Origin of the sequence: Halobaculum sp. XH14 (genome assembly GCF_032116555.1) — an archaeon.
GTDB lineage: Archaea > Halobacteriota > Halobacteria > Halobacteriales > Haloferacaceae > Halorarum > Halorarum halobium.
In genome coordinates this window covers 1,650,354-1,674,243 of sequence record NZ_CP134949.1, presented here as the reverse complement: position 1 = coordinate 1,674,243, position 23,890 = coordinate 1,650,354, and the positions used below count along the sequence as shown (strand labels likewise).

General features: G+C 70.3%; 26 protein-coding genes and 1 pseudogene. 5 read left to right on the top strand and 22 right to left on the bottom strand.

What is annotated here, in order from left to right; genetic code table 11:
- Positions 1-3: 3 nt before the first annotated feature.
- The 9 genes and pseudogenes from RJT50_RS08565 to RJT50_RS08525 form a co-directional block, all read right to left on the bottom strand.
- Positions 4-639, bottom strand: coding sequence for a DUF447 domain-containing protein (locus RJT50_RS08565; protein ID WP_313690781.1), 636 nt, complete (start codon positions 637-639; stop codon positions 4-6).
- Positions 636-1,463, bottom strand: a complete 828-nt coding sequence (locus tag RJT50_RS08560; RefSeq protein ID WP_313690780.1) for a triphosphoribosyl-dephospho-CoA synthase — start codon at positions 1,461-1,463, stop codon at positions 636-638. The genes RJT50_RS08565 and RJT50_RS08560 overlap by 4 nt, the downstream gene beginning before the upstream one ends.
- Positions 1,460-2,245 (bottom strand): tRNA-dihydrouridine synthase, encoded by a 786-nt coding sequence (locus tag RJT50_RS08555; RefSeq protein ID WP_313690779.1) that lies wholly within the window; start codon positions 2,243-2,245, stop codon positions 1,460-1,462. The genes RJT50_RS08560 and RJT50_RS08555 overlap by 4 nt, the downstream gene beginning before the upstream one ends.
- Entirely contained in the window at positions 2,245-3,234 is a 990-nt protein-coding gene (gene cofD / locus RJT50_RS08550) for a 2-phospho-L-lactate transferase (protein WP_313690778.1), read from the bottom strand. Before cofD ends, RJT50_RS08555 begins: the two co-directional genes overlap by 1 nt.
- 613 nt (positions 3,235-3,847) lie before the next feature.
- Positions 3,848-4,330 (bottom strand): nucleoside-diphosphate kinase, encoded by a 483-nt coding sequence (ndk, locus tag RJT50_RS08545; protein WP_313690777.1) that lies wholly within the window; start codon positions 4,328-4,330, stop codon positions 3,848-3,850.
- Positions 4,331-4,341: 11 nt separating this feature from the next.
- A pseudogene (locus RJT50_RS08540) lies at positions 4,342-4,503 on the bottom strand (50S ribosomal protein L24e); the annotation flags it as partial.
- Between the two features lie 3 nt (positions 4,504-4,506).
- A complete protein-coding gene (locus tag RJT50_RS08535; protein WP_313690775.1) occupies positions 4,507-4,731 on the bottom strand; it encodes a 30S ribosomal protein S28e in 225 nt (74 codons plus the stop codon).
- A gap of 6 nt (positions 4,732-4,737) precedes the next feature.
- On the bottom strand, positions 4,738-5,100 hold the full coding sequence (gene rpl7ae, locus RJT50_RS08530) for a 50S ribosomal protein L7Ae (protein WP_313690774.1): 363 nt from the start codon (positions 5,098-5,100) through the stop codon (positions 4,738-4,740).
- Between the two features lie 217 nt (positions 5,101-5,317).
- Positions 5,318-5,995, bottom strand: a complete 678-nt coding sequence (locus RJT50_RS08525; protein ID WP_313690773.1) for a cyclase family protein — start codon at positions 5,993-5,995, stop codon at positions 5,318-5,320.
- Positions 5,996-6,101: 106 nt separating this feature from the next.
- Here RJT50_RS08525 and RJT50_RS08520 point away from each other — a divergent pair, with 106 nt between their 5' ends.
- Positions 6,102-6,266, top strand: a complete 165-nt coding sequence (locus RJT50_RS08520; RefSeq protein WP_313690772.1) for a DUF8014 family protein — start codon at positions 6,102-6,104, stop codon at positions 6,264-6,266.
- Here the strand turns inward: RJT50_RS08520 and RJT50_RS08515 are convergent.
- The 6 genes from RJT50_RS08515 to RJT50_RS08490 form a co-directional block, all read right to left on the bottom strand.
- On the bottom strand, positions 6,263-6,997 hold the full coding sequence (locus RJT50_RS08515; protein ID WP_313690771.1) for a GNAT family N-acetyltransferase: 735 nt from the start codon (positions 6,995-6,997) through the stop codon (positions 6,263-6,265). The two genes, RJT50_RS08520 and RJT50_RS08515, sit on opposite strands and share 4 nt — an antisense overlap.
- A 60-nt stretch (positions 6,998-7,057) precedes the next feature.
- Positions 7,058-7,477 (bottom strand): DUF8055 family protein, encoded by a 420-nt coding sequence (locus RJT50_RS08510; RefSeq protein WP_313690770.1) that lies wholly within the window; start codon positions 7,475-7,477, stop codon positions 7,058-7,060.
- The gene (locus RJT50_RS08505) at positions 7,474-9,138 is read right to left on the bottom strand and encodes an FAD-dependent monooxygenase (protein ID WP_313695954.1); all 1,665 of its coding nucleotides are present in this window, start codon (positions 9,136-9,138) and stop codon (positions 7,474-7,476) included. Before RJT50_RS08505 ends, RJT50_RS08510 begins: the two co-directional genes overlap by 4 nt.
- A 94-nt stretch (positions 9,139-9,232) precedes the next feature.
- Entirely contained in the window at positions 9,233-10,972 is a 1,740-nt protein-coding gene (locus tag RJT50_RS08500) for an electron transfer flavoprotein subunit alpha/FixB family protein (protein ID WP_313690769.1), read from the bottom strand.
- A 2-nt stretch (positions 10,973-10,974) separates the two neighbouring features.
- The gene (locus RJT50_RS08495) at positions 10,975-11,826 is read right to left on the bottom strand and encodes an electron transfer flavoprotein subunit beta/FixA family protein (RefSeq protein WP_313690768.1); all 852 of its coding nucleotides are present in this window, start codon (positions 11,824-11,826) and stop codon (positions 10,975-10,977) included.
- Between the two features lie 171 nt (positions 11,827-11,997).
- On the bottom strand, positions 11,998-12,327 hold the full coding sequence (locus RJT50_RS08490) for a 4Fe-4S dicluster domain-containing protein (RefSeq protein ID WP_313695884.1): 330 nt from the start codon (positions 12,325-12,327) through the stop codon (positions 11,998-12,000).
- Positions 12,328-12,444: 117 nt separating this feature from the next.
- Between RJT50_RS08490 and tmcA the strand changes: the two genes are divergently transcribed.
- Both tmcA and RJT50_RS08480 read left to right on the top strand, forming a co-directional pair.
- Positions 12,445-14,679 (top strand): tRNA(Met) cytidine acetyltransferase TmcA, encoded by a 2,235-nt coding sequence (gene tmcA / locus RJT50_RS08485; RefSeq protein WP_313695882.1) that lies wholly within the window; start codon positions 12,445-12,447, stop codon positions 14,677-14,679.
- A 21-nt stretch (positions 14,680-14,700) separates the two neighbouring features.
- Entirely contained in the window at positions 14,701-15,225 is a 525-nt protein-coding gene (locus RJT50_RS08480; protein WP_313695881.1) for a DUF456 domain-containing protein, read from the top strand.
- A 74-nt stretch (positions 15,226-15,299) separates the two neighbouring features.
- Here RJT50_RS08480 and RJT50_RS08475 read toward each other — a convergent pair whose 3' ends face one another.
- From RJT50_RS08475 to moaA, 5 genes are all read right to left on the bottom strand, one after another.
- Positions 15,300-16,694 carry an amidase gene (locus tag RJT50_RS08475; RefSeq protein WP_313695880.1) on the bottom strand — a complete coding sequence of 465 codons (1,395 nt, stop codon included), beginning with the start codon at positions 16,692-16,694 and terminating at the stop codon, positions 15,300-15,302.
- A 92-nt stretch (positions 16,695-16,786) separates the two neighbouring features.
- A complete protein-coding gene (locus RJT50_RS08470) occupies positions 16,787-17,620 on the bottom strand; it encodes a beta-keto acid cleavage family enzyme (protein WP_313695878.1) in 834 nt (277 codons plus the stop codon).
- Positions 17,617-17,811: a hypothetical protein gene (locus RJT50_RS08465; RefSeq protein ID WP_313695876.1), complete on the bottom strand. Its 195-nt coding sequence runs from the start codon at positions 17,809-17,811 to the stop codon at positions 17,617-17,619. Before RJT50_RS08465 ends, RJT50_RS08470 begins: the two co-directional genes overlap by 4 nt.
- A 119-nt stretch (positions 17,812-17,930) precedes the next feature.
- Entirely contained in the window at positions 17,931-18,323 is a 393-nt protein-coding gene (locus RJT50_RS08460; protein WP_313695874.1) for a hotdog family protein, read from the bottom strand.
- Positions 18,324-18,383: 60 nt separating this feature from the next.
- Positions 18,384-19,352, bottom strand: coding sequence for a GTP 3',8-cyclase MoaA (moaA, locus tag RJT50_RS08455; protein WP_313695872.1), 969 nt, complete (start codon positions 19,350-19,352; stop codon positions 18,384-18,386).
- Between the two features lie 146 nt (positions 19,353-19,498).
- Between moaA and RJT50_RS08450 the strand changes: the two genes are divergently transcribed.
- Positions 19,499-20,569: an Mrp/NBP35 family ATP-binding protein gene (locus tag RJT50_RS08450; protein WP_313695871.1), complete on the top strand. Its 1,071-nt coding sequence runs from the start codon at positions 19,499-19,501 to the stop codon at positions 20,567-20,569.
- A 32-nt stretch (positions 20,570-20,601) separates the two neighbouring features.
- A complete protein-coding gene (locus tag RJT50_RS08445; protein WP_313695869.1) occupies positions 20,602-20,937 on the top strand; it encodes a DUF7976 family protein in 336 nt (111 codons plus the stop codon).
- Positions 20,938-21,370: 433 nt separating this feature from the next.
- Here RJT50_RS08445 and RJT50_RS08440 read toward each other — a convergent pair whose 3' ends face one another.
- Both RJT50_RS08440 and RJT50_RS08435 read right to left on the bottom strand, forming a co-directional pair.
- Positions 21,371-23,629: a CDC48 family AAA ATPase gene (locus RJT50_RS08440; RefSeq protein ID WP_313695868.1), complete on the bottom strand. Its 2,259-nt coding sequence runs from the start codon at positions 23,627-23,629 to the stop codon at positions 21,371-21,373.
- Positions 23,626-23,874 carry a DUF7127 family protein gene (locus RJT50_RS08435; RefSeq protein ID WP_313695867.1) on the bottom strand — a complete coding sequence of 83 codons (249 nt, stop codon included), beginning with the start codon at positions 23,872-23,874 and terminating at the stop codon, positions 23,626-23,628. Before RJT50_RS08435 ends, RJT50_RS08440 begins: the two co-directional genes overlap by 4 nt.
- Positions 23,875-23,890: the final 16 nt, after the last annotated feature.

The following is a 23,890-nucleotide window of genomic DNA, read 5'->3' as shown; positions in this document are numbered from 1 at the left end:
CGCTCACCGGCGCTTCCGCCACTCGGTCGCCGTCGAGAGCGTCTCGAAGGCCGCCCGCTCGCGCGGTCCCCCACAGCGATCGACCACGTCCGCGAAGTACGCGAGTCGGTCGAGCAGTTCCCCCGTGTCGTATCCGGAAACGTCGAGCCGGGAGGCCACGACCGTCGCCTCGATCACGGCGGCGAAGCCGCGATCGATCGTCGTCGGTTCGGGCTCCCGCGAAACAGTCTCGACCGGGGCGAGGTGCCAGTCGAGCCACTCCGTGTCACCCTCCGTCCCGGAACCGACTCGTTCGACCGTGACGCGGGCCCAGGCCTCGGCCGAGTCGAGCACCGGTTCCGGCTCCTCCCGAACGGTCACCGCGGCGTCGACGAACTCCCGCGGATCGGTCACGAACTGGACGACGCCCTCGCCACGCGCCTCGAAGTTCCGCCTGGTTCTGGTGTGCCCCCAGGTTCGCGCCCGGACGGGGTCGCCCGCGTCACGGCCGTCCTCCTCGGGCGCGTGGAGCCCCAGTGCCGCGAGGTTCCAGAGGTCGTTCGGCCCGAGCGTCGCCACGACGGACTCGGTGACGCCCCGGAGGCGCACCGGCCACTCGACGGTCCCGTTCGCCCTCGGGATCGAGTCCTCGTCGGTCACGGTTCGACTCCCCGTTCGAGCGCGACGAACAGCGCCGCCGCAGTCAGGTCGGCGGTGGTCCCCGGGTTGATTCCCCGCTCGACGAGTTCGTCGGCCCAGGCCTCCGCCTCGGCGAGCGAACCGATTTCGCGGGCGCCTTCGCGGATCTCCGTGGCCACCGACTCGCCGTGATTGATCCGGACGAGGGTGTCCTCGGACTCCGCGAGCAGGTCGAGGAACGCGCGGGCGGCGCGGTCGGTGACCGGCCCCTCGTCAGCGAGGATGGCTTCGGCCGCGCGGAACGTCCGGGGGAACCCCTCGGCCCACTCGCGTGCGTTCGCGTCCCCCTCCGACCGGGCCATCACGTCCGCGAGCGTGAGTCCGCGGTCGCGCAGCGTCGCCGCCGCGTCGCCCCCGCGGCGTACGTCCAGTTCGTCCATCCCCTCCGGCGGGTCCGCGACCGCGACGTCGACGTGGTCGAACGCCCGGTAGAAGCGGACCGCGTCCGCGACGGTGGTTTCCGCACGGACCCCGCGAACGCCCGCCCGCGAGAGATCGCCCGCAGCCGCTGCACGAACCAAGGGAACCAGCAGGAGGAGACAACCGAACTGCGTGTTGTCGCCCGATCGCTCGCTCATCCCGGCGACCGCCGTCTCGAACGCCTCTCCCACCGGCTCACCGGCGGCGGCGCGTTCCAGTCCCTCCCGCGCGCCGACCGCCCCGGCGAGGAACTGCTCGAACCGGAGGTTCGGCAGGTCGCGCTGGCGGTCCACGTTGCCCGGCTTCGGGGTCCCGGCGACCTCCAGCAGCAGCGCGAGTTCGGCGTTCGCGGCGTGGTCGCTCACGGCTGGACCTCCCGTCTCTGCTCGGACTCGGTGAACCACTCGGCGGTCGCGTCGTGAACGCGCCGGAGCACGCGCGGGTCGTCGCTCGGCCTGCCGACGCTCACGGCGTCGGCACCGTACGTGAGATACTCGCGGACGGTTCGTGCGTCCCTGACCCCGTTGTTCGCGACGACGAACAGGTCGGGGACGGCCTCGACGACCGACGCGACCACGCCCTCCGAGTCCATGGCGTCGACGTGGAGACAGTCGGCGCCGGCGGCTTCGACGGCGGCGGCCGTCTCACGCAGTTCGACGCCCGCCACCTCGGCGCGCACTTTGACCGAAACCGTCGCGCCCGCCTCGCTCGCGGCCCTCACGTACTCCGCGAGCCTGTCGGCATCACGAAGCAGCGTCTCGCCACAGCCCGCCGCGCACAGTTCCGCCTGGCGACAGTGCGCGTTGATTTCGAGGATCGCGCCGTGGGCTACACAGGCTTCGGCTGCGGCGCGAACGGGTGGGACGGTCGCGCTTCGAACGTTCACGGCGGGCCGGACGTCGGCATCCGCGAGCGCCGAGAGCTGGCGGTCGATCCACGCCAGCGGGTCCGCCGGCAGAAACTCGGTTCGGTCGCGGTCGGCAACCATCGCCCGGGCCGCCTCCCGGCTTTCCTCGTCGATCGCGATGCCCCCGAGGAACGCCGCCCCGGCGTACTCCGCACCGCGTTCGGCCCACTCGTGGACGGACTCGCCCGATAGCGACGCGAGCGCGACTGGCGGGTCGAACGGTCGCCCGGAGCCGGACATCAGACCGCCTCCAGCGCCGTGTCACAGGCGCCGGCGACCCGCTCCGCGTCAGCCTCCTCGTCCATCCGCGTGTCGGTCCGGACGACCGGCCGGTCGAGGTCGGTCCCGTCCGAGTCGTCGAGCACGAACGCGTCGACGAACGGGTAGGCGTCGGCGACGCCGGCGGTGCTCGACTCGTACCCGACCCCCTCCATGAGGTCGGCGGCGGGTCCCGAGAACGCCTCGTCCTCGACGAACGGGGAGACGGCGACGACGCGGGTTTCCCGCAGGGCCTCCTCGATGCCCGGAACCGCGAGCATCGGCCCGATGCTCGTCACGGGGTTCGAGGGGCCGACGACCACGTCGTCGGCGAGCGCGTCGAGGGCCGCGGCCGCGGGTTCGGCCGCGTCGGCCCCGCGGAACTCCACGTTCTCGACGGTCGGTTCGGCGCGTCTCGCGACCCAGAACTCCTGAAAGTGCATCTCCCCCTCGGGGGTGTGGACGATGCTCGCCACGGGGTCGTCGCTCATCGGCACGAGGTCGACGTCGAGTTCGAACGCGGCCGCAAGGGTCCGGGTGACCTCCGTGAGCGAGCGGCCCTCGTCGAGCAGCGAGGTGCGAGTGACGTGGACGGCGCGGTCCCGGTCGCCGATCTCCATGAACTCCGCGACGCCCGAGAACCGGCGCCAGCGCGCGATGTCGCGGCCGGCGGTCTGTGCCTCGTCGGGCAGGTATCGTGGCCCCGGTTCGAGGTCGGCCCGTTCCGCGAGTCGCGCGAGTTCGTCGTGGGTCGCCGTCGTGTCGTCGGCGATTCCCCACCAGCGCTCGCGGTCGAGGACGCCGCCGCCGGCGAACAGCACCGTGTCGACGTCGGGGCAGACGAGGTTCCCCCCGAGTTCGACGTCGTCGCCGGTGTTGCCGACGACCGTCGTGTCCGCGGGGGCGAAGACGGGGGCGGCACCCTCCAGCAACTTCGGCGTGCCGGTGCCGCCGGCGAGGAACGTGACCATGGGTGTTCGGTGGGTCCGGGGGGACTTGGACCCTTGCGATACCGGAGCCATGTGCGTGTGGCTGGGAGGTTGGTGAGCAGACCGTGGGGACCAATACCGTGACCTCGAAAGCCCCGGGCGCTCGACCCTCCGGGCCTCACTGCGCTCCTCACTCCCTCGGTCGCTGCGGTGCTTGCGTCGTCCGGGACGGTTCGAGCGCTCGGCCCCTTTCGGTCCCGTCCCGTGGAAGGTCGGGCTACATCGCGTATGCTCCCCACGCCTCCCGCGGGCGCAGGCTCGCTCCCACGGGTCGCTCGCGTGTGCGCCGGCCGCATCCCACCGACCGTCGGCCGGCCAGCGTTACGCTGGACTACCCCCGGCGTGCGCAGCCGGTGGTCAGAGGACCGACGCTCGGCCGGAAAGCCGGCAGGGTGGGACTTGGAAGGGGCCGCGGCTCTCGGGGAACCCCGACCCCGCAAGCACCACAGCGACCGGAGGGAGCGAGGAGCGCAGCGTGGTCGCGGGAGCCGAGAGTCGCGGGGGCTTCCGCGGTCGTCACAACGGTCGCACCGATGCTGTTGACGGTATCGCACGGAGCTCGAGAGTGACGTGCCGCAGAAGTCAGTGCAGCTACTCAGTGACCGCCGGCGTCCTCGTACACCCACTCCGCGGCGTCGAGGTCCCAGTCGACCAGCTCCTCGTCGTCGAAGAACAGCGCGATCTCGCGCTCGTTCGCGCCCTCGTCCTCGTGGTCGGAACCGTGAATCACGTTGTGACCCAGGTCGAGCCCGAGGTCGCCACGGATCGTCCCCGGGGCAGACTCGGCCGGGTCCGTCTCGCCCATCATGCTGCGGACCTGCCGCGTCGCGTCCGCGCCCTCCCAGACCATCGCGAAGACGGGCCCGGAGGTGATGAACTCGACGAGCCCCTCGAAGAACGGCTTGCCCTCGTGCTCGCCGTAGTGTTCGTGGGCTAGCTCCTCGTCGATTTGCATGAACTTCCCGCCGACGAGCTTCAGGCCGCGCTGCTCGAATCGGGAGACTATCTCCCCGATGAGCCCCCGCTGGACGCCGTCGGGTTTCACCATCACGAAGGTGCGTTCCGCGGCGTCGCTCATTCGCTCCCCGCCTCGGTCCACTCCAGATCCCGGGCCTCGCGCCCGAGATCAGCGTTCTTCTCACACTTCGCGGAGCAGAAGTGCGTGATGCTCCCGTCCGTCCCGACGAACATCGTGCCCGTACCGGGTTCGATGTCCGCGCCGCAGTAGTCGCAGTTTCGATGCTGTGGCATTGGTTACTGACCTCCGATCGCGTCCGCGTCCCGCTGGGTCTCGCGCAGCTGGAGGACGTCGCCCTCCCGCACGGGACCGAGGACGTTTCGCGTGATGATGCGGCCCTGGTTGTCGCCCTCCCGGATCCGGCACTTGACCTGCATGGCCTCGCCGTGCATCCCGGTCTTGCCGACGATCTCGATGACCTCGGCGGGCGTGGAGCCGCTCTCTTGTTCTTCAGCCGACATGGTCGGTTACCGGAGTTCCTCGACCTTGTCCGCGATGTCCTCGACGTCCTCGTCGGCGTCGCCGGCGTCCGTAACGGCGGCGGCGGCCGAGCCGACTTCGAGGCCGGCGGCGTGGCCGACGTCGTCCTGGGTCTCGATGAAGACGTAGGCGATGCCTTTCTCCTCGCACAGTTCGGGGAGGTGCATCACGATCTCCTCGGGTTCGACGTCCTCGGCGACGTAGACGAGGTCGGCGTTGCCGCGCTCGACGGCTTTGGTCGTTTCGTTGGTTCCTTTCTTGACGGTGCCTGTGTCGCGGGCGACCTCGAGCGCGTCGAGGCTTCGCTCCGCGAGGTCCGCGGGTACATCGTAGTCGACGTAGACTGACATTTGTGGATCTCCTCCCTCCCGGCGGCTCGACTTCCCCGCCGCTGTAAATCCCTGACGACGGGGAGGGTCACGACCCCGGGAAGGTTGTACTCCATCGGTAGGCCGGGTTGCCGTATAAACGCTTTCAAAGTATCCCGTCCATGTGACGTCGATACACGGTGGCGTGGCGGGCTCACACCGGGGTCCCGAGATCGCCGCCGGGGGCCGGCTCCCGACCCTATTCGCCGGTCTCCGCGACGACCCGCGCGGGCGCCCCGTCCGCGTCGACGCTGAGCGGGTGTGCGGTGACGGAGCACCGCTCGGGGAGCCCGTCGAGCTCGACGAGGTTCTCGAGGATCAGGCAGCCTTTCTCCAGGAGCGCTCGATGAGCGGGCGTCCCGTACCCGTCGAGGTCCGGTTCGGCGTCGTCGTCGCGGTCCGTCTCGACGACGAATCCGGGAGCGAGCGGCGTCGGGTCCGGCCCGAAGCAGTCCAGCCCGACGGCGAGTCCCCGCCCCGCACAGCGCTCGGCGGCCCGCCGCGAGAGGTACGGGTGTGCCCGGTAGCGGTCGGTTCCCCAGTGCGCCGCCCAGCCGGTGTAGAACAGGACGAGGTCGGCGGTGGTCGCGGGAACCGCCTCGGCCGGAATCTCCGCCCGCGCGCCCAGGTCGCTCACGTCGACGACGTGCGCGTCGAACCGGAACGCCTCGGGGTCGAACTCCCCCAGGCTCGCGCCGCCCGCGAGCACGTGGCTCGGCGCGTCGACGTGCGTCCCGGCGTGGGTTCCGAGCCGAAGTTCACTGACCCGGTAGCCGTCAGCGTCCATCCTCGCGTGGGGCGACACGGCGACGGACGGGTCGTCCGGATACGTGGCCATGCCGTCCTCGATGGGCCGCGTGAGGTCGTGGAGCGCCATTCGTCGAGCGGGAGACGCCGAGCCCACAAAACACCACGGAGTCCAGTCGGAGTCACCGCTCCCACGGGCGACAGACCGATAACGGGCGGCGGAGAATGACCGAGCGATGGCGGAGTGTACCGAGGACGACTGTGAGGCGGCCGCGAGCGTCCGCCTCCACGTCCCCTGGGACGCCGACCGGAGCGTCTGTGCGGCCCACGCCAGGGCGCTCGTCCAGCAGGACGGCGTCGTCGCGGAGCCGCTGGAGGGGACCGACTCGGAGTGGCCCTAGTCGAGCCGTTTGGCCATCATCACCTCGTCGACGTACTCGTCGTCGATCCGGTAGTGGTCGTCCCGGACCGCCTCGGTCTCCCAGCCGTGTGCTTCCAGGAACGCGATGGCGTTCTCGTTCGTGGAGGGGACGCTGTTGTACAGCTTCTCGAACCCCTGTTCCGTGGCCCACTCCTCGCCCCGGGCGAGGAGTTGCTCCCCGATTCCCTTGTCCCGATACTCCGCGAGCAGGCCGACCGTCAACACGGCCGTGTGAGCGAGCTTCCTGGCCTCGGGCAGGTCGAGGTGGACCCAGCCGACGACCGCGTCGTCGACGACGGCGACGAAGAACAGCCGGGAGCCGAGCTGGTTGTGCCGGAGGACGACCTCCTCGGACTCGACCACGTCGGCGACCGTTTCGGCCTCGATGTAGCTGCCGTCGCCCGCGACCCGGCGGATGACGTCCACGAGGCCGGAGAGGTCGGCCTGCCCGGCCTGGCGGATGACGTAGTCCACGCCGCCCGCGCTATGCTCGCGGGACTCCTCCTCGCCGTACGCCACGGTGAGTTTGCCGTCGACGCGCCTGACGTAGCCGTCCCGCTGGAGCACCGTGACGTGGTGGCCGAACGCCGTCTGGTCCATGTTGAGCGCGCGCCGGGCCGCGTCCTCGCGCACCGTCCCGTGCTGCTCGACGTACTGGTACAGGTCCTTTCGGTCGTCGTCGGTGAACGACAGCCGCTCGGTCAACTCCATGAACGATGATAACAATTAACATCACTTAACTGTACGTGCCCGAACCCGGTGCGAGGCGGCTCAGCGGTCGGGAACGTCGGTCAGCAGCCGTGCCGTCGCCACGACGTCATGCGTCTCGATGACGAGTTCCGCGGCCGTCCGAACGGTGACGTCCGGGTCGGTTTCGACGCCGTGGTGGCGCGCGTACGCCGCGAGCCAGTCGTTCGTCGCACGATCGAGCCCGTCGAGCTGTCGCGCCGAGAGTCGCTCCGTCTCCCCCGTCCGCGCCGCGATGTACCGGGCGACGACCGGTCCGAGCCCGTCCCGGGCCGCGACGAGGGCCGCCTCGGAGTCGGGCGGGTCCGTTGGTGCGTCCGCCGCCTCGCGCGCTTCGCGCGCGTCGGCGGCGAGCCGTTCGATGGACGGGAGCGCGTCCGAGCGACGGCCGTCGGCGCCGTCCCCGTCGCCGGCGGCGTCCGACCCCGTCCCGGTTCCCGTCATCCTTGATCGTACTCGACGCCCTTGCCGCCGCGCGGGTGCGTCCAGGTCGTGTCGGCGACGACCGCGCAGGTCCCGCACTCGACGCAGGGCTGGGTGTCGAGGCTGACGACGCGCTCCTCGCTCCCGTTCGACTTGACGGTCTCCTCGCGGTAGCAGCCCCCGCCGAACCCGTCTGCGCTGACCGGGCAGGCCGTGACGGCGACGCCGCTGGCCTCGTAGGAGTTGTCGCGCAGTTCGATGTGGGGGTTCCCGACGTCGGTGTCGTAGGTGAGCTCCCCGATTCGCTCCTCCAGGGTCGGAGGGTCGGCGTCGTTCTCCGAGGTGACGGGCTCGCCGAGTTCCTCGGCGAGGATGGTCGGCACGGTGACGTAGGACGTGTGCGTATCGGGGAGCATCCCGAGCGCGAACGGCGAGTTGAACACCCGCTCCGTGAGCCCCCCGACGGCCCTGACGCCGAACCGACCGACGGCCGAGCGAGCGAGGCCGTCGAGCGCGCCGGTCACGACGCCGGACTCGCTGAGCGGCCGGGAGAGTTCGTACCTGGTCGGGCGAAGCTTGTCCATCACGCCCTCCTCGCGGAGCTTGGTCTCGTACCGCTCGCCCGCGCGGTGGGGCGCGTTGCGCGACTTGGCCTCGACGTACGCCTCGGCCGCCAGCCCGCCCGCGTTGACCGCGTGGTTCATCCCCTTGATGATCGGCCCCTGAGCCTGCATCTGGCCGGCGGCGTCGCCGACCAGCAGCAGCCTGTCGCGGTGGGGCGAGCCGTGGGCGACCTTCTTCGAGTCCGGCACGAGCTTCGCGGAGTACTCGCGCTCCTCGTACTCGTCCGGGAGCCACTGGCCGAGGTGCGGGTGAGTGAGCAGGTTGTCGAGCAGTTCGTGTGGTTCCGCGCGCTCGTCCGCGAGGCTGTCGAGGTGGAAGACGGTCCCGATCGAGAGCGAGTCGCGGTTCGTGTAGAGGAAGCCGCCCCCGCGCACGCCGTCGAACAGGTCGCCGCCGAACAGCCGGGCGACGCCCTCGTCCTCGTCGATGCCGAACCGCTCGTCGATGACGTCCGGCTCGACGTCCACGACGGCCTTCACGCCCTGGAACCACTCGTCGGGTTCGTCCCAGTCCATGAGGCCCGCGGCGCGGGCCAGTTCGCTGTTGACGCCGTCGGCCGCGACGACCAGATCCGCGCGGATCGGGTCGAGTTCGTCGCAGGTGACGCCGACGATCTCGCCGTCGTCCCACAGCAGGCCGTTCACCCGGACGTCCGTGAGCAGCCCGCCGCCCGTCTCCGCGGTCATCTCGTGAACCCGCTCCGCGAGCCAGGCGTCCATCGGTCGGCGCAGCACGGAGTCACACCACTCGGTGTCGTGCTCGTGGACGCCCTTCAGGTCCACCGTGTGGACCGTCTCGCCCGCGATGTTGTCCATGTGGTTCCGCGTGACCGGGCGCTCGCTGGCGCCCTCGCGGAACTCGGGGAACAGGTCGTCGACGGTGTAGGCGGCCGACTGTTCGGCGTAGATGAGCCCGCCCGAGACGTTCTTCGAGCCGGCCTCGACGCCCCGCTCCAGCACCAGCGTCTCGATGCCGTTGTTCGCCAGCACCGCTGCGGCGGCCGCGCCGCCCGGCCCGGCCCCGACGACGACCGCCTCGAACTGCTCGGCGTCGGTCACGTCGGCCGCGTCGGCCCCCGCGGAGCCGGCCGCAGTCGCCGTCCCCCCGTCGGTCACGGTGTCGGTTCCCCGGTCCGTCGTGGCGTCTCGTGTGTCACTCATCGGAATCACCCCGTCGCCCCTCGGCAGCATCGTCGTCGGTTCCGCCCCGCACGATTCCGCCGTCGGCGGCCACGCTCAGTTCCCCGGCCTTCACCGCCTCCGTGAGTTCCGGCAGCACCTCGAACAGGTCGCCCTCGATGAAGTAGTCGGACCAGTCGAAGATGCGGGCGTCCGGGTCGGTGTTCACCGCGACGATGGTGTCCGACTCGTCACAGCCGACCTTGTGCTGGACGGCGCCGGAGATGCCCGCCGCGATGTAGATCTCCGGTTCGATCACCTGCCCCGTCTCGCCGATCTGTCGCTCCTCCTCGGTGTACCGTTCGACGTGGCCGTCGAAGTTGTACGACCCGGTGACGATGCCCCGCGAGACGCCGACGTCGGCGTCCTCGAACGCCTCCGCCAGGTCGACCGCGAGTTCGATGCCACGCGTCGGGTCGTCGCCGATGCCGCGGCCGACGGCGACGACCACGTCGTGGCCCGTGAGGTCGACGCCACCCTCCAGCCGGTCGAACTCAGTCACGTCGACGCGGAACCAGTCGTCATCGAGGTCCGCGTCGTGTTCGACCACCAGCCCCTCGCGGTCATCGTCGGGGTCCGGGAGGTCGAAGCTCCCCGGGATGACCGAGGCGCCCTGCGGGTGGAACTCGCGGTTCGGGTTGTCGAGACAGAGGATGGTCGAGTACTCGAAGCCCGAGAAGTCCGGGCGCTTCATGTGGAGCACGCGCTCGAACGTCCGGTTCGTGCCGGCGCTGCCGGTCTTCACCGGGTTCGAGATGACCGTCTCCTCGATGTAGAGCCCCGAACAGTCCGAGGCGAGCCCCGAGTCGAGTTCGGCCTGCGCGAGCGCGGAGAGGTCACGGCCGTTGTTCGTGGCGGGGTAGAGCGTGTACCGCGGCTCGTCGTAGTCGCGCCAGTCGGCCGTCTCGCCGCCGTGGCCCTCCGAGCCCGCCCGGTTCGGCGGGTCGGCACCCCAGCGGGCCATGTCCGCGAAGATCTCGGTGTAGGGCTTGTGTCGGAACCGGTCGAGGCGCTCGTCCTCGTGGTAGACGACGACGTCCGCGCCGAGCGCGATGCAGTCGTCGGCGTGTCGGGCCGGGTCGTCGCCGATGAGCACCGCGACGACGCGCTCGTCCTCGGCGTCGTCGTCGACGTACGTCTCGTTGTAGTCGTCCATCATCGTGCGAGCGTGCCCGAGCATCTCGCGCGTCACGTCGAGCAGTTCGCCCGCCTGCGTCTCACAGTACACCCACATGTCGCCGAAGGAGCCACTCTCGAGGGCCTTGACGTACCGCTTGTCGGCGGTCGGGTGGTCGAGATCGGGATGGCGCTCCTCGGGGCTCTCGGGTTCCTCGTCGCCGGCCTCCTCATCCTCCCCGTCCCCGCCCTCCAGCGAGTCGATGCGTCGCCGGATCAGCCGCGTCACGGCGTCGCGATCCTCGCCGGACTCCTCGCGGTCGAGCATGTCCCGGAGTCGCTCGACGTCGTCGATGCCCTGCAGCGCGTTGCCGACGTCGGCGGCGCTCATCTCCGCGAGGTCGAGGTCCGCGTCCCCCTCCTCGTCGTCCGCCGAGAGCGACTCGATTCGGCTCTCGATGACCGTCAGGACGGCCGCTCGGTTCTCGCCATCCTCCTCGGCCGCGAGCAGCTCCTCCAGTTCCTCGACGTCCTCGATGCCCTGGACCTTCGGTCCGAGTTCGGAGACGTCGAACTCCGACGGGTCGAACGACGGCACGGTCAGTCACCCCCCGCGAACGGCGCGAGTTCGTCCACGACCGCGGACATCCCATCGGCGTCGTCGGGGTCGACGACGGTCGCCTCCCGCTCGGAGGGTGCCTTCGGGATGGGGTCGACGGAACTCACGATGGTCGGCGAGCCGTCCAGTCCGACGTAGTCCGGGTCGAGGTTCAGTTCCGAGTGGTCCCACATCGTCACGTGCTCCTCGGCGGTCTCGGCCCGGTCGCGGGCGTCGGCGCGGAGTCGCTTGCGCTCCAGTCGGTCCCGCGCGGTGCGGTAGGACGGCTCGAACTCCGGGTCCGCGACGATGAAGGCCGGCATCGGCGCCTCGACCGTCTCAATCTCGGAGACGTCGCCCTCGACGAGCCGCTTTGCCCGCACTCGCTCCTCCTCCTGATCCACGTCGAGCGCGACGACGTGGGTGATGATCGGCACGTCCAGACACCAGCAGGTCTGGGGGCCGGTGTGGCCCGTCTCCCCGTCTGCGGTCTTGAACCCCGCGAACACCAGGTCCGGTTCGCCCCGGTGCTGGATGGCGGTCGCCAGGGTGATCGCCGTCGCCCAGGTGTCGGCGGCGGCGAACTGTTTGTCGGAGACGAGATACAGGTCGTCGGCGTACACCGACTCCATCGCCTCGCGCAGGACGTCCTTGTAGCCGGGCGGGCCCATGCTCATCACGTCCACCTGCCCGCCGTGGCGGACGCGGGTCTGTAACGCCGCGCGCAGGGCGTGTTCGTCGTTCGGATTCATCGTCGTGGGGGTGTTCCCGCGCTCGAGGTGGCCGTCCTCGTCGAACGACACCACCCCCTCGCGGAAGTCGGGAACACCTTTCGTCAGAACTACCGTGTGCATTGGAAACACTCGTCGTCCCCCGTTTCCTAACGAAAATTAATAACTGTTGCTGCGGTGAACTGCCGAATCGGCCGAATTCGCCACGGCACGGCCGCTAGGCGGACGTCGTCACGGAGCGAACGCGGCCGGACGTTCCCGGCGCGAACTCGTCGTCCCGCTCGTCCCCGACCCTCAGAGTCGGCCGGCCCGGCCCGCGTCGACGTCGATGGCGTCGACCGGGCAGACGTCGACACAGATCATGCAGTCGATACACTGGTCCTCGTGTGCCGGGTCGGCCTTGAGTTCGCTCTCTGGGTGACCGGGCGTGTCGACCCACTCGAACACGTCCACGGGGCAGTCGTCGACGCAGGCGCCGTCGCCGAGACAGATGTCGAAGTCCACGGCGACGTGCGTGCCGTGGATGCCGAGCGTCTCGGGTTCCTCGACCGGCCCCCACACCTTGTGCCCGTCGTGTTCCTCGGCGACTTCCCGATTGTCCTCGAACCGCGGGTCAATGGCCATTGCTACCTAACGGCAAGGGCCCCACTGTAATTAAAGTCCCCGACAGTTCGGGCCGGGTCGGTCGCGGCCGCGGGCCGGACGGAAAGACCCAACCTCCCCACCGCGAAAGGTGGAGCCATGTCGCTGAACGCGGCGGTCGAGGCCATTCGTGCGGAGGCCCGCGAGACCGACCAGCGACGGCTGCTCGTCGTCCACGGCGACCGCGACCGCTGCGTCGACGCCGCCTACACGGTCCTCGACTCGGCCGACGTCGACGCCGAGGACGCGACGCTGTTGACGACGCGGGAGGGGTTCAGGTACGAGCGACTGCGCCCGAAACACGCCGACCGGCTGCTCGGCACGACGCGCGAGGCCGTCGTCGTGGACGCGTTCGCGGAGTTCTCGCCGAACGCGCTGGGGCAGTCCGTCGGCGCCGTCGACGGCGGCGGGCTCTACGTGCTGCTCGCACCGCCGCTGGACGAGTGGCCCGACCGGCGGGACGGCTTCGACGAGTCGCTTGCGGTCCCGCCGTTCGATCTCGACGACGTGACCGGTCGGTTCCGCACGCGGCTCGTCGAGACGATCCGCGGGCACCCCGGCGTCGCCGTCTACGACGCCGACGCGGCGGTCCTCGAACGCGACGGGCTGACCGGCGGGGGAGCGCCGCCCTCGGAGCCAGAGCCGCGGGTTCCGGCCGGGACGCGGTTCCCCGAGCGTGCGTACGGAGCCTGTCTCACCCGCGACCAGTCGCGGGCCGTCAGGGAACTCGAACGGCTCGCGGAGCCGGACAGCGCGGTCGTGATCGAGGCGGACCGCGGGCGCGGCAAGTCCAGCGCGGCCGGCCTCGCCGCAGGGAGCCTCGCCGGCGAGGGCAGGGACGTGCTCGTGACGGCTCCCGAGTTCGGCGGCGCGGCGGCGCTGTTCGACCGGGCGCGGGCGCTGCTGTCCGAGGAGGGGAACCTCGCGTCGGGCGAGGAGCGGCGGCTCCGAACGACGACCGGCGGGACAGTCCGATTCCACCCCGCCGCCGACGCCGCGGCCGAGGCGGCCGACGCCGACGTGGCCATCGTCGACGAGGCGGCGGCGCTCCCGGTCCGCCTGCTCGAACGCTTCCTCGACGCCCCGTCGGCCGCCTTCGTCACGACCGTCCACGGGTACGAGGGTGCCGGCCGCGGGTTCTCCGTCCGGTTCCGCGACCGCCTGCGCCGGTCCGGCCACGACGGCTCCGAGATCCGGCTGGAGGACCCGATCCGGTATGCCCGGGGCGACCCGGTCGAATCGTGGGCGTTCCGCGCGCTGTTGCTCGACGCGCGGCCGGCGGTCGACGAGGCCGTCGCCGACGCGTCGCCGGGCTCCGCCCGCTACGACGTGCTCGAACGGGAGGCCCTGCGTTCGGACGAGCGGCTGCTGAGGGAAACGTTCGGGCTGCTCGTGCTGGCCCACTACCGGACCGAACCGAACGACCTCGCGCGACTGCTCGACGCGCCGAACGTCTCCGTCCGGGCACTCACCCACGAGGGGAACGTGGTTTCGGTCGCGCTGCTCGCGCGGGAGGGCGGCCTCGAGCGCGAGACGCGCGAGTCGATGTACGAGGGCGTCCGCGTCCGGGGAAACATGGTCCCCGACGTGCTGACGAGCCAGCTCAGGGACCGCCGGGCGGCCGCGCCGGTCGGCATCCGCGTCATGCGGATCGCGACCCACCACGCGGTTCGCTCCGAGGGACTGGGCTCGCTGCTCCTCGGAGAGATCCGCGAGGAGTTCGGCGACGACGTGGACTACCTCAGCACCGGCTTCGGGGCGACGCCCGAACTCCTCCGGTTCTGGCGGCGGAACGGCTACCGGCCGGTCCACCTGGCGACCACCCGAAACGAGGCGAGCGGCGAACACTCGGCGGTGATGCTCCGACCCGAATCCGAAGCGGGTCGGGCGCTCCACGACCGCAACGCCGCACGGTTCCGCGACCGGCTCGTGGCCGTCCTTCAGGACGCGCTCCGTGCGGTCGACCCGGACGTGGTTCGGACCGTCCTCCGCGCCTGTGCGGCCGACGCCGCGCCGCTGCCGGACCTCTCCGAGTACGAGTGGCGCGTCGCCGTCGGCGCGTCGTTCGGCCCCGGGCTGTACGACGCGTCGCCGGGGCCGTTCCGTCGGCTCGCGCTCGCGCACCTGCTGGAGGACCGCGTGCCGCTCGAACCGAGAGCGGAACGGTTGCTCGTCCGCAAGGTGTTGCAGGCTCACTCGTGGGAGCAGGTCGCCGAGGAACTCGAGTTCGTCTCGACGAGACAGTGCATGCGGGCGCTGGGGGAGGCGTATCGGGCCCTCGTGACCGAGTACGGCGGCGAGGTGGCACGAACGGAACGCGAACGGTTCGACTGACGCCGCCCGACCCGTGGGTTCATGCCGTTCGCCGGCGTCCGCGACGACATGGTCGAACTCGTCACGGTCGTCGCCCTCCTCCTCCTCGTCGCCGGCGTCGTCGGGAGCGTGGTCCCGCTCGTCCCGGCGGGGCTCGCCTCGCTGGCGGGCGTATACGTCTACTACGTCTTCGACGCACCGGGCGGGGGGAACGACCTCGGACTCTGGCTCCTGCTCGGGTTCACGGTCGTCGGGCTGCTCACGGCGGCCGTCGACCACTTCGGCGGCGCGCTGGCGTCGAAGGCCGGCGGGGCCGAGACGAAGACGATGGTTCTCGCCGCCGTGGCGTCGTTCGCCCTCCTGTTCGTCTTCGGCCCGCTCGGGGTGGTGCTCGGCGTCGTCGCCGTCGTCCTCGGCTCGGAGCTGTACGCCGGAAAGGAGTTCGAGGAGGCGGCCGTGACGTCGGGATGGACGATCGTGGGGCTGCTCGCCTCCGCCGCGGCCCAGTTCCTCCTGACGTTCTCGATGCTCGTGGGGTTCGTCGTCTTCGTCCTGCTCCTCAACTGAGACTGGTCGACGGAGGCACCTGCCGAAACGCCTCGACGGCGACACGTCGACTGATACTCGTCAACGGACACGCGTCAATCGAGGCGCTCGACCGCGAGCGCGACCCGGAGCGCGAGCGCGTCCTCGCCGCGCGGCGCGGCGATCTGCAGACCGACCGGCGAGCCCGCGTGCCGACCGCACGGGACCGAGACCGCGGGCGAACCGGTGTTGTTGAACGGCGCGGTGTTCGAGACGATCTCGGCGGGCGAGACGTCGTGTCCGGCGCGGTCCCCGACGGTTCCGAACGCCGGAGCCGTCACGGGCGTCGTCGGCGTCGCGAGTACGTCGACCCGGTCGAAGCACGCCTCGACCCGGCGGACCTGCCGGCGACGGGCGTCCCAGGCCGCGCCGTACGCGTCCCGCCCCTCGGTCCGCAACCGCTCGCCGGCCGCCGCGAGCCGGCGAACGCGCGGCGGGACGTCAGCCTCCGCGAGGCTCGTCGACAGTGCGGCACGCATCTCCGGGAAGCGACCGTCACCGACCGGGTGACCGCCGCGTTCGCGCAGTTCGGCGAACTCCCGCAGCGTGTGGAGCTGGTTGAGGATCCGAGCGTCGTCGTGCTCGGGGAACGCGACCCGTTCGACGGTCACGCCGGGGCGGCCCGAGAGTTCCGCCAGCGTCCCCTCGAACGTCGCCCGCACGCCGGTCCCGGCCGCGCCGACGAACGGCTCCGGGACGCCGACGCGGACCCGGCCGAGTCGGGAATCGAGCGACTCGGCGAGCGAGAGGCGCTCGGCGTGGGCCGTCGCGGGCCTGAGCGGGTCGCCGCCGCTGACGACCTCGAGCACCCGGCTCGCAGTCTCGACGTCCTCGGCCAGCACGCCGACGTGATCGAGCGTCGGCGCCAGGTCGAGGACGCCGGTCCGCGGGACGAGATCGAACGTCGGTTTCACGCCGACGACGCCACAGAACGCGGCCGGCACGCGGACGCTACCGGCGGTGTCGGTGCCGAGTGACGCGTCGGCGGCACCGGTAGCCACCGTGGCCGCGCTCCCGCTCGAGGAGCCGCCCGGAACCGCGCCGGGGACGGTCGGGTTCTCCGTCCTGCCCGCGACGCAGGCCTCCCCGGTCACGCCGAGCGCGAACGGGTCCATCCGGGTCGTGCCCACGAGGTCGGCGCCGGCAGCCCGGAGTCGCTCGACGACGGTCGCGTCGTGGGTCGGCTCCCAGGCCAGCCCGCCGGTCCCCGCCCGGTGGGTGACTCCCCGGACCGCGACGTTGTCCTTCGTCGAGACGTCGAGGTCCCCGAGGGGACCCTCGACCGCTTCGGGCGTCTCGATGGCGCGTGCGAACGCGTCGTGGGGGTCCACCCGCCGAGCCGGTTCGACGGGGGGGAACGCCGGGCGGGTGTCGTCGCCGGACAGTGACCGCGCGCGGTCCGCGAGACGACGGGCCACCGCCTCGGGCCCGTCCCACCGTCCCTCGTTCATACCGGAGCCTGTGGGTGGGAGGGGAAAGACGTTCTGGCGGAATCCACGGACGCGATGGTCGGCCCCGGTCGGAGCGCGACGGTCGATCGGAGTCAGATGCCGAGCAGGTCGCGCGCCGCCGCGGGCGAGGCGACGGGCCGGCCCAGTTCCTCGGCGATCCGGGCCGCGCGCTCGACGAGTCGCTCGTTCGTCGCGCGCTCGCCTTTCCGGTAGTAGCTGTTGTCCTCGAGGCCGACGCGGACGTGGCCGCCCAGCAGCAGCGACTGGGTCGTCAGCGGGAGCTGGTGGGGACCGAACCCGATGACGTTGAACTCCGCGCCGTCGGGGAGCTGGTCGACCATGTTCTGGACGTTCGCCGGCGACGGCGGCGAGAGCGTCCCGGGGCCGAAGATGAGGTTCAGGTACGGCGGAGCGTCCAGTTCCTCGACGATGCGGAACGACTCGTTGAGGTGGCCGCTGTTGAACACCTCCAGTTCGGGCTTGATCCCCCGCTCGCGCATCTCGGCGTGGAGGCCGTCGATCGTGTCGCGGGTGTTCTCGCTCGTCAGGCGTCGCCCGCGGTTCATCGGGCCCATGTCGAGGCTCGCCATCTCAGGTGCCGGGTCAGTCCGGAGGGGTTCGGCGCGGAGCGCGTCCGGCGCGGCCGTCCCGCCGGTCGAGTGCTGGATGATGAGATTCCCGGTCGCCTCGCGCACGGCGTCGGTCACCGCCTGGAAGCGCTCGGTCGAGAACGCGCGCTCGCCGTTCTCTCTGCGCGCGTGGAGGTGGACGACCGCCGCGCCTGCCTCCTCGCAGGCAGCGGCCGCCGCCGCGATCTCGTCGGGGGTCTCCGGCAGCCCCGGATGCGTCTCCTTCCCCTGGATACCTCCCGTCAGCGCCGCCGTGATGACGACGGGTTTGCCGTCGAGGTACTCTTCGTAGGTCATTCGTCCCAGTCGAGCCCCGCGTGCTCGCGGAAGTACTTGCAGTCGGCCTCGGGGTCGAGGTCGTACCGCTCGTTGCAGATGTCCGCGCGCACCGGCTGGACGAACGTGTCAGTGACGGTGCAGAACGCGCGCGCCGTCTCGAACTCCCTCTCGCCGTGCGAGTCGCGATACTCCAGGTGTGGACAGGTCATACGCGTCATCGGCCCGCCGGTCGCTTAGGTGTGGCCGTCGGTGACGTCGGTGTCACCGGGCGTGAGTCGCCGACGTGAGTCGACGGACGCTCGGGCAGCGAGACGTGTCGGACGCTCGATCACGCCAACACGACGCCCTCGAACCCGCCGGTCAGGACCACCTCCTCGCCCCTTCGACACTCGATGCTCGCCTCGACGTCAGCGCGCGCGTCGGCGTCGGCGCGCTCGACCGAGTCGAGCACGACCTCGCAGACGATCCGTTCGCCCGTGTACACCGGCCGGTGGAACTCGAAGTCCATCTCCCGGGCGAGCACGTCGAGGTCGCCGCCGATCTTCGTCGGCAGCGTCGCGGTGAGCAGGCCATGGACGAGGAGTCGACCCCGTTCGTCGGGTTCCTCGTGGTGGACGCCGCGGTCGCCCGAGACGTCGGCGAACTGCCTGACGTCCTCGCGGCGGAACGTGCGCTCGTGGCTGATCGTCGTCCCCTCGTCCGGGACGTCGGCCGGGTCCATGCCAGCAGGAACGGACCAGGACGCCAAAAACCGGGGTGGTCGACGGGACCGGCGATCGGGTTACGCGCCGATGTACTCCTCGTTGATCTCGTACTCGCCGCGGTCGTTCTCGACGAGGTACTCGCCGTAGTACGGGACGCGGTCGGCGACGACCTCGCGGTACGCCTCCCTGATCTCCGGCTTCGTCATCTCGCCCATCGACTTCAGGTCGTCGTTGCGGTTGAGACAGCCCTTCAGGTAGCCCTCGTGGGTGACCCGGACGCGCCCGCAGTTGGCACAGAACGTCTCGTTCTCGACGGGATCGACGATCTCGACCATCCCGCCGGCCACGAAGTAGCGCCGCCGGTCGTGCATCTCGCGGTGCTCGACGCGGTCCGCGATGTCGGCGAGCCAGTCGTGGACGCGCCCGATGTCGACGTTCCACTCGGGCCGGCCCGTGAGTTCGGGCATGTACTCGATGAGCTGGAGCTGGAGGCCGTTGTTGTCGGCGACGTGCTCGACCATCCCCTCGACGTAGCCGGCGGTGTGCTCGAACACGACCATGTTCAGCTTCAGCGGGGCGAGCCCCGCGTCCAGGGCGGCCTCGACCCCTTCCATCACCCTGTCGTACGCGCCCGACTTCGTGATCTCGGCGAACTCGTCCGGGTCGAGCGCGTCCTGCGAGACGTTCACGCGGTCGAGGCCGGCGTCGACCAGTCCCTCGGCGCGACCCGGGAGGAACGTCCCGTTCGTCGTCATGGACGTCTCCATCGAGTCCGGCGTGCGGCGGACGATCTCCTCCAGGTCATCGCGGAGCATCGGCTCGCCGCCCGTGAACTTCACGGAGTCGACGCCGAACTCGGCGGCGACCTCCAGAAAGCGGACGACGTCGTCAGCCGACATCTCGTCGTCCTGCGGGTCCATCGGGCCGCGCGTGTCTCCCAGCCCCTCGTTGTGACAGTAGACGCAGTCGAAGTTGCACCGGTCCGTGAGCGAGACGCGCACCCCGGTCACGGCGCGCCCGAAGTCGTCCGCCAGGGGCGTCTCCATGGGATGAATTCTCGGCGCGGACGGACTTGAACCTGTGGCACACTCGGAGGAAAACGTAACCGATCGAAGTTACGACGGGCCGCGACCGTCGAACTCGCTGTCACCCCTTCACAATCCTTATTCGCCGCGCTCGCCGAGGGTGGGACATGGACGAAGCAACGGTTCGTGAGCGACTCACGGCCGTCGAGGACCCCGCGCTCGGCGACGACATCGTCTCGCTGGGGCTGGTGAACGCCGTCGAGGTGGACGACGACGCGGGCGAGGTTCGCGTCTCGCTCGCGCTCGGCGCGCCGTACTCGCCCGACGAGACGGCGATGGCCGGCCGGGTCCGGGAGGAACTCGACGGGACCGGCTACGACGTCGACCTCTCGGCGAACATCCCCGGCGAGGTGGCGGGGGAGGACGCGGTGTTGCCGAACGTGACGAACGTCATCGCGGTCGCGTCCGGAAAGGGCGGGGTCGGGAAGTCGACGGTCGCGGTGAACCTCGCGGCCGGGCTCTCGAAACTGGGTGCGAGAGTCGGCCTGTTCGACGCCGACGTGTACGGGCCGAACGTGCCGCGGATGGTCGACGCCGACGAGGCACCGAAGGCGACGGGCGAGGAGACGATCGTGCCCCCCGAGAAGTACGGGATGCGCCTGATGAGCATGGCGTTCCTCGTCGGGGAGGACGACCCCGTCATCTGGCGCGGGCCGATGGTCCACAAGGTGCTCACCCAGCTCGTCGAGGACGTCGAGTGGGGCCACCTCGACTACATGGTGCTCGACCTGCCGCCGGGGACGGGCGACACGCAGCTGACCATCCTCCAGACGATGCCGCTCACGGGCGCGGTCATCGCCACGACGCCCGAGGACGTCGCGCTCGACGACGCGAACAAGGGCCTGCGGATGTTCGGCAAGCACGAGACGAACGTGCTCGGCATCGTCGAGAACATGAGCGGGTTCGTCTGTCCCGACTGCGGCAGCGAGCACGAGGTGTTCGGCAAGGGCGGCGGGAAGGCGTTCGCCGCGGACAACGACCTGCCGTTCCTCGGCGGCGTCCCGCTCGACCCGGCGGTCAGGAAGGGCGGCGACGGCGGGGAGCCCATCGTGTTGCGCGAGGACTCGGAGACGGCGGACGCGTTCAAACTCGTCACCGAGAACGTCGCCAACAACGTCGGCGTCGTGCAGCGACGGAAAGTGAGCAGTCACTCGACCACCGACGCCCCGACTCAGTAAGGGCTTAGGCGGCCGCGGAACACGAATCCCCCATGACCGACCCGGACGACGGTTCCGACGGGAGTTCGGAAGCCGGCGCCGTGTCCGACGCGGACGAGCTCCCGTCCGACCGTCAGGACGACGAGGACTGGGCGCTCGCGCCGGATTCGGCCGCCGAGTTCGTCCCCGACGAGACGCGACGGGAGTTCATCCGGGCGATCGCGGAGGACGTCCGCGACGAGTCCAGCGAGTCGAAACAGCTCTCGGCGCTGCTCTACCGCGTCTCCGACCTCTATGACCCCGCGGAGGACACCTCGCCCGAGGAGATCTACCTGAACGTGCGGCGCATCATGCAGATCAAACAGCGCGGCGGGTTGAAACGGGAGTAGGCGAGCGGGACCACGATCCGCAACGAGCGGGAGCAGGTCGTCGATTTCGTCGGTCGAACCGTTCGACGACGCTCAGCGCTCGCTGAACGAGCTGAACTCCGTACTCCCGCAGGGACAGGTTCCGTCGGTTCCGATCGGCCGGAGGGACCCGTCCTCCGTCTCCTGACCGGTTAGTATTTGGCCACATTCAGTGCATTTTATGAATAGCTCCGGTTCTCCACCCGAGGAGGTGGATTGATATACCATCGAAATCTGGCAAGTCGGTACCGTCGATAAGTATCCGCGAGGAGGCAACCGTGTCCGCGATCCGAAGCAACGTTGGTCGGTCGCTCGGAAGACGCCCGGTGCAGTCGTCAGCAGCGTCCGCACCGCGAGCGAGGGACGCGCGGCGAACGCGGCCGACCGAGGAGGACCCCGGTCAAAAGCGGTCGGTCTACTGGAACGTCCGACCCAGTTCCCCTTCCTCGGGCTCGGCCGTCTCGGCCTGCCGGAACCGCTTCTCGATCTCGTCGTAGCGCTCGATGGTCTCGGGGGTGACCGAGGGATTCACCTCGTCCAGGGCCGTCTCGAAGTGGTCCATCGTGATGCGGACGTTGCCGACCGAGTCGGCGACCTCGTCGGGGGCCACCGACTCGATGAACTCCCGGGAGGCGTTCATCGACGCCTCGCGGGTCACGGCCTCGATGTCGGCGCCGACGTAGCCGTCCGTCCGGCGAGCCAGTGAATCGAGGTCGACGTCGTCGGCCAGCGGCTTCTGCTGGGTGTGGACCCCGAAGATGGCCCTGCGGGCCTCCTCGTCCGGCACCGGCACGTGGACGTGGCGGTCCAGGCGGCCCGGCCGCAGCAGCGCCGAGTCGATGAGGTCCGGGCGGTTCGTCGTCGCGATGACCACTACGTCCTCCAGCGTCTCCAGGCCGTCCAGTTCGGTCAGGAGCTGTGAGACGACCCGCTCGGAGACGCCCGAGTCGCCCGTGTTGCGGCCACGCTCGGTGGCGAGCGAGTCGATCTCGTCGAAGAAGATGACCGTCGGGGCGTTCTCGCGCGCCTTGCTGAACACCTCGCGGACGCCCTTCTCCGACTCGCCGACGAACTTGTTGAGCAGTTCGGGCCCCTTCACCGAGATGAAGTTCGACTCCGACTCGTTGGCGATGGCCTTCGCGAGCAGCGTCTTGCCGGTCCCCGGCGGGCCGTACATCATCACGCCCTTCGCGGACTGCATGTCCATGGCCTCGAACACCTCGGGGTACTCGAGGGGCCACTGGATCGTCTCGCGGAGGCGCTCCTTCGTGTCCTCGAGGCCCCCGACGTCGGCCCAGGTCACGTCCGGTACCTCGACGAACACCTCCCGCAGCGCGGAGGGCTCGATGCCCTTCATCGCGTCCTTCACGTCCGACTCGCGGACCTCGATGGAGTCGAGCACCTCGGCGTCGATCTCCTCTGCGTCGAGATCCAGTTGCGGGCGGATGCGCCGGAGCGCGTTCATCCCGGCCTCCTTCGCCAGCGATTCGAGGTCCGCGCCCACGAAGCCGTGGGTCGACTCCGCGTACTCGTCGAGGTCGATATCTTCCGTGAGCGGCATGTTGCGCGTGTGGACCTGCAGGATCTCCTTGCGGCCGTCACGGTCGGGCACGCCGATCTCGATCTCGCGGTCGAAGCGCCCGCCGCGCCGGAGCGCGGGGTCGATGGCGTCGACCCGGTTCGTCGCGCCGATGACGACGACCTCGCCGCGGTCCTCCAGCCCGTCCATCAGCGAGAGTAGCTGTGCGACGACGCGGCGCTCGACGTCGCCGCCGGCCTCCTCGCGCTTGGCCGCGATGGAGTCGAGTTCGTCCATGAAGATGATCGCGGGGGCGTTCTCCTCTGCCTCCTCGAACACCTCGCGAAGCTGCTCTTCGGACTCCCCGTAGTACTTCGACATGATCTCGGGGCCCGAGAGCGTCTGGAAGTGCGCGTCGATCTCGTTGGCGACGGCCTTGGCGATGAGCGTCTTCCCGGTGCCGGGCGGTCCGTGGAGGAGCACGCCCTTCGGCGGTTCGATGCCGAGGCGCTTGAACAGCTCCGGGTGGCGCATCGGCAGTTCGATCATCTCGCGGACCTGCTCGAGTTCGTTGTCGAGCCCGCCGATGTCCTCGTAGGTGACGTCGGGCGTCTCCGCGCCGGTCGCGGCGCTCTCGGCGATCTCTTCTGCCGGTTTCTCGGAGATGTCCACGTCGGTCGAGTCGGTGATGACGACCGTCCCGCTCGGCTGGGTCGAGGCGATCTTCAGCGGCACGGCCTGCGACCCGCCGCCCATCAGTCCGAGCCCGAGCGGGAACCGGATGGTCTGGCCCTGCGTGACTGGCTGGCCCGAGAGCTTGTCGCGGATGATCGAGCCGACGTTGCCGCGGATCCCGAACTGCTGGGGCAGCGCGATGGTGATGCGCTGTGCGGGTTCGACGTCCGCCGACTCGACGGTCACGCGGTCGTCGATCCCGGCGCCGGCCTCCTGTCGAAGCTGGCCGTCGATGCGGACGACGCCCGTGTCGTCGTCCTCGGGGTAGCCCGGCCAGACGCGCGCGATGGCCGTCGAGTCACCTTCGAGCCGGATGTAGTCGCCTCCCGCGAGGTCGAGTTCCTCGGCCGCGACGCGGTCGATGGCCGCAAGCCGCCTGCCCGCGTCCTTCTGCTTCAGTGGTTTGACGGTGAGTTTCATTGGGGGATCGTGATGGTGAGTACGCCGTTCTGGGTGTCAACTGTTGCGGCCGATCCGGGGAGGTCGAGTTCGAACTCCTCCTCGTCGCCGTCACGGTCGACGACGACGATCGCCGTCTCCTCGAGGATGTCGACCGAGAGGGCGTCGTCGGCAGCGCCGGTGTCGGCCGCGAGGACGGTCCGATCGTCGTAGTCGTACCGACGAACGAACCGCTCGGCGCGGCCGGAGTATTGTGGCTGGTTCATGGAATGTCCTAACTCA

Bases quoted from the DNA above. Each gene is read 5' to 3' on its own strand.
- RJT50_RS08515 (WP_313690771.1), bottom strand. From the start codon at position 6,997: ATGGAGTTGACCGAGCGGCTGTCGTTCACCGACGACGACCGAAAGGAC.
- RJT50_RS08525 (WP_313690773.1), bottom strand. From the start codon at position 5,995: ATGGCGCTCCACGACCTCACGCGGCCCATCGAGGACGGCATGGCCACG.
- RJT50_RS08440 (WP_313695868.1), bottom strand. From the start codon at position 23,629: ATGAAACTCACCGTCAAACCACTGAAGCAGAAGGACGCGGGCAGGCGG.
- RJT50_RS08490 (WP_313695884.1), bottom strand. From the start codon at position 12,327: ATGGCCATTGACCCGCGGTTCGAGGACAATCGGGAAGTCGCCGAGGAA.
- moaA (WP_313695872.1), bottom strand. From the start codon at position 19,352: ATGGAGACGCCCCTGGCGGACGACTTCGGGCGCGCCGTGACCGGGGTG.
- RJT50_RS08555 (WP_313690779.1), bottom strand. From the start codon at position 2,245: ATGTCCGGCTCCGGGCGACCGTTCGACCCGCCAGTCGCGCTCGCGTCG.
- tmcA (WP_313695882.1), top strand. From the start codon at position 12,445: ATGTCGCTGAACGCGGCGGTCGAGGCCATTCGTGCGGAGGCCCGCGAG.
- rpl7ae (WP_313690774.1), bottom strand. From the start codon at position 5,100: ATGTCAGTCTACGTCGACTACGATGTACCCGCGGACCTCGCGGAGCGA.
- RJT50_RS08535 (WP_313690775.1), bottom strand. From the start codon at position 4,731: ATGTCGGCTGAAGAACAAGAGAGCGGCTCCACGCCCGCCGAGGTCATC.
- RJT50_RS08495 (WP_313690768.1), bottom strand. From the start codon at position 11,826: ATGCACACGGTAGTTCTGACGAAAGGTGTTCCCGACTTCCGCGAGGGG.
- RJT50_RS08520 (WP_313690772.1), top strand. From the start codon at position 6,102: ATGGCGGAGTGTACCGAGGACGACTGTGAGGCGGCCGCGAGCGTCCGC.
- RJT50_RS08450 (WP_313695871.1), top strand. From the start codon at position 19,499: ATGGACGAAGCAACGGTTCGTGAGCGACTCACGGCCGTCGAGGACCCC.
- RJT50_RS08470 (WP_313695878.1), bottom strand. From the start codon at position 17,620: ATGACCTACGAAGAGTACCTCGACGGCAAACCCGTCGTCATCACGGCG.
- cofD (WP_313690778.1), bottom strand. From the start codon at position 3,234: ATGGTCACGTTCCTCGCCGGCGGCACCGGCACGCCGAAGTTGCTGGAG.
- RJT50_RS08460 (WP_313695874.1), bottom strand. From the start codon at position 18,323: ATGGACCCGGCCGACGTCCCGGACGAGGGGACGACGATCAGCCACGAG.
- ndk (WP_313690777.1), bottom strand. From the start codon at position 4,330: ATGAGCGACGCCGCGGAACGCACCTTCGTGATGGTGAAACCCGACGGC.
- RJT50_RS08465 (WP_313695876.1), bottom strand. From the start codon at position 17,811: ATGACCTGTCCACACCTGGAGTATCGCGACTCGCACGGCGAGAGGGAG.
- RJT50_RS08435 (WP_313695867.1), bottom strand. From the start codon at position 23,874: ATGAACCAGCCACAATACTCCGGCCGCGCCGAGCGGTTCGTTCGTCGG.
- RJT50_RS08475 (WP_313695880.1), bottom strand. From the start codon at position 16,694: ATGAACGAGGGACGGTGGGACGGGCCCGAGGCGGTGGCCCGTCGTCTC.
- RJT50_RS08445 (WP_313695869.1), top strand. From the start codon at position 20,602: ATGACCGACCCGGACGACGGTTCCGACGGGAGTTCGGAAGCCGGCGCC.
- RJT50_RS08480 (WP_313695881.1), top strand. From the start codon at position 14,701: ATGCCGTTCGCCGGCGTCCGCGACGACATGGTCGAACTCGTCACGGTC.
- RJT50_RS08510 (WP_313690770.1), bottom strand. From the start codon at position 7,477: ATGACGGGAACCGGGACGGGGTCGGACGCCGCCGGCGACGGGGACGGC.